The sequence below is a fragment of the Thermogutta sp. genome (genome assembly GCF_014359955.1).
In the GTDB taxonomy this organism is placed as follows: domain Bacteria; phylum Planctomycetota; class Planctomycetia; order Pirellulales; family Thermoguttaceae; genus Thermogutta.
Genome location: NZ_JACIYL010000601.1, coordinates 1 through 2,805, shown reverse-complemented (window position 1 = coordinate 2,805; position 2,805 = coordinate 1). Strand labels below are relative to the sequence as shown.

At 59.8% G+C, this 2,805-nt stretch carries 3 protein-coding genes; 1 reads left to right on the top strand and 2 read right to left on the bottom strand.

Annotated elements, in window-relative coordinates:
• Positions 1-180 (bottom strand): hypothetical protein (locus H5U08_RS14875; RefSeq protein ID WP_297034742.1); only part of this gene is annotated, 180 nt, incomplete at its 3' end.
• A 141-nt stretch (positions 181-321) separates the two neighbouring features.
• On the opposite strand from H5U08_RS14875, the gene H5U08_RS14870 reads away from it, so the two are divergent.
• Positions 322-654, top strand: coding sequence for an iron-sulfur cluster assembly accessory protein (locus H5U08_RS14870; RefSeq protein ID WP_297034739.1), 333 nt, complete (start codon positions 322-324; stop codon positions 652-654).
• Positions 655-701: 47 nt separating this feature from the next.
• Here the strand turns inward: H5U08_RS14870 and H5U08_RS14865 are convergent, their stop codons facing one another.
• A complete protein-coding gene (locus H5U08_RS14865) occupies positions 702-2,588 on the bottom strand; it encodes an ASKHA domain-containing protein (RefSeq protein WP_297034735.1) in 1,887 nt (628 codons plus the stop codon).
• Positions 2,589-2,805 lie beyond the last annotated feature (217 nt).

The following is a 2,805-nucleotide window of genomic DNA, read 5'->3' as shown; positions in this document are numbered from 1 at the left end:
TCGACGTTTGATCATCCATTCCCGTTCGTCGGGCACGACAAGCGTGCCCCTCCACTCCGGAGGTAGGGGCAATTCAGGAACTGCCCCGACAACACATCGCGCCCGCGCTATCTCGGCGGTTGCGGCGGAGATGGGGTAGATCGGCGCGTGGCCGACTTGGCTCGGCCGGGCTGTTTGCATACGATTAAATGAGCATCGTCGCCCCGGCCGGTGCGCGAATGCGAGGCGGGGGCGTACGCTAGCGAGATGCAAATCTCGATTTTGTCGTCTTGTGCGAACACATGCGAACCCAGAAAACTGGTAGTGGAGGTTGACATTTCTATGGCAGTGAGTCTCACCCCGGTAGCGGCATCAGAAATTAAACGCATCATTGAAGAGCAGAAGCTCGACTCCAACACCGTTCTGCGGATGGCGATCGGTGGAGGGGGGTGCTCTGGGCTGCAATATTCCCTCGGTTTTGATACCGAATACGACCCCAAGCTCGATTTTCGTTACGAATCCAACGGCATTTCTCTTGTCACCCGCAAGAAATACGCTCTTCACCTCGACGGTACCGTTATCGATTTCGTAGACAGCCCGATGGGACGCGGGTTTGTCATCAATAATCCCAACTATCCCCGTGGCGGTGGTTGCCCGGGCTGCGGGGGCCATTGAACATTGTCAGCCCGATAAATTTTCCGCGGCAACGACTCCGCTGCTTGTCACGCACGGTCGGCTTCAGGATGGATGAGGCTTTGATCAGGGAAAATCATTGCCTCGGCGAATTTCCACCGAAAATCCGGATCAGCCGACAGGTCGACATGCTGGACCATCCGGGCAAGCTCTTCAGCATGGCGTCGGGCCTCTTCAGAAACCAGTGCAAGCTGTGCCCCGAAAAGGGAGGTATTGCCACAGAAGCGAATGCGCTGAGGCGGAATACCTGAGGGAAGCAGGCCCACCCGTTGCGCGTGACGCCGACGAATATAGTTGCCGAAACCACCGGCCAGATAAACGGCCTGGACATCCGACGGGGACAGTCCCAATCGCCCCAGCAGGATCTCCGTCCCAGCCCGTATCGCGCCAATGGCGAGCTGGAGCTGCCGCACGTCTTGCTGCGTGAGAAAGATCGGCTGTCCGGAGGCCGTTTCTTCTCCTGGCACCACGAGAAAAGCCGGACGTCCTTCGTGCACAACGATTCGCTCATGAAGCGGTCCGCGACCATCAGCGGGAGCGACCTTGCCGTGTACGGCACATCCCCCCAGTCTTCCCTGCGGATCGATGACGCCGGCGTCAAGAAGGATCGCGAGCAGGTCCAAAAGAGCCGATCCACACAGGCCGGTGGGACGCTGATTTCCAATCACTCGGTAACGCAGCACGACCCGGTCATCCCGCCAGATCTGTTCGATGGCGCCCTGGGCTGCGCGCATGCCGGAGCTAATTTTGGCGCCTTCGAAAGCTGGACCGGCGGCGGTGGCTGCGGCGTGCAGGGACTGGCCATCGTAGACGACGATCTCGCCATTGGTCCCCAGATCGACAAGCAGTGCCGGTGTCTCCCCCTCCAGCAGTCCGCTGGTAAGAATACCGGCCACCGTATCACCGCCCACAAATCCCCCGATGGCCGGAAATACGTAGATGCGGCACTGCGGATGCAGCTCCAAACCGATGTCCCTGGCCCGACAGGAGACGGAGGCGACTGTCACCGGAGTGAACGGATACCGTCCCAAACTGGAGGGATGGAATCCGCACAAAAGATGCTGCATGGTGGTGTTGCCCGCACAGGCCACCTGGTAAATTTCATGGCGGGAAATCCCCGCGTCTTGGATGACGGTTTGGGCAAGATCGTTGAGGGCCTTGCGAACCGCCTGCTGGAGTCGCTGGAGCCCGTCGGATCTTTCACAGGCGAACTGGATGCGGGAGATCACATCGTCGCCGAACTGAGTCTGGGGGTTGAGCCGCGCGGCCACTGCAAGCGGCGTGGCGGCGTTGACATCGACAAGCGATGCCACCAGGGTTGTGGTGCCCAGATCAAAGGCCAGACCAAAGTTTTTTTCTCGCGTATCCCCCGGTTCAAATCCCACGATGCGTTTTTCGGCAACCAGTGCGGTGAGCGTGTGCTCCGTATGAGCATACCGAGCGAGTTCGGCAATGGCGCTGAACGTGAGGGGCTGATCGCCGGCCTGGCGCTGCACCTTGTCCACGAGCGATCGCGCTTCGGACGCGTCCAGTTGCGTGATGAGTTGTTTCTGGAACGGTGGTGTCCCCTTACGCAGGCGGAGTTGTCCGGTCGCCGTAAGGATTTGATGCTGGCCGGTGGCCAGCGTTTCAGACGGGATAATCACCACCAGCGGCGACGTGATCACAAGCTGGCACGCCAGCCGGTATCCTTCCGCGAGCTGTTCCGCACGCAGATGGCGCAGGTCGGCTGGGGTGGTGGGAGCAGTTCCCTGAACGACGCGAATCCGGCACTTGCCGCAATGGCCGTCTCCACCGCAGGGGAGGTTCAGCGGGACGCCAAGCTGCCGTGCTACTTCGAGAAATGGGGTGCCCGGTGTAACCGACGCGGTTTTATTGAAAGGCTGGACAGCCAGTTCGACACGCTCTTCTGCCATGCGCCATCACGCTCGCTCGTCCGGAGACCATCGAATGGGTAAAACTATAGAGTAGCAACGCAGAGGGTCGCCTGCCAACGGAAGATCATGCCGACCGCCCGCACTTTTCCAAAAACCACCCGGATACTGCACTCGGAGTGTGCCGTAGGGGCAATTCATGAATGGGGCCTCCCAAGGCTTCTGAGATGATATGTGCAAGTAACATCGGGAACGACAA

Bases quoted from the DNA above. Each gene is read 5' to 3' on its own strand.
- H5U08_RS14870 (WP_297034739.1), top strand. From the start codon at position 322: ATGGCAGTGAGTCTCACCCCGGTAGCGGCATCAGAAATTAAACGCATC.
- H5U08_RS14865 (WP_297034735.1), bottom strand. From the start codon at position 2,588: ATGGCAGAAGAGCGTGTCGAACTGGCTGTCCAGCCTTTCAATAAAACC.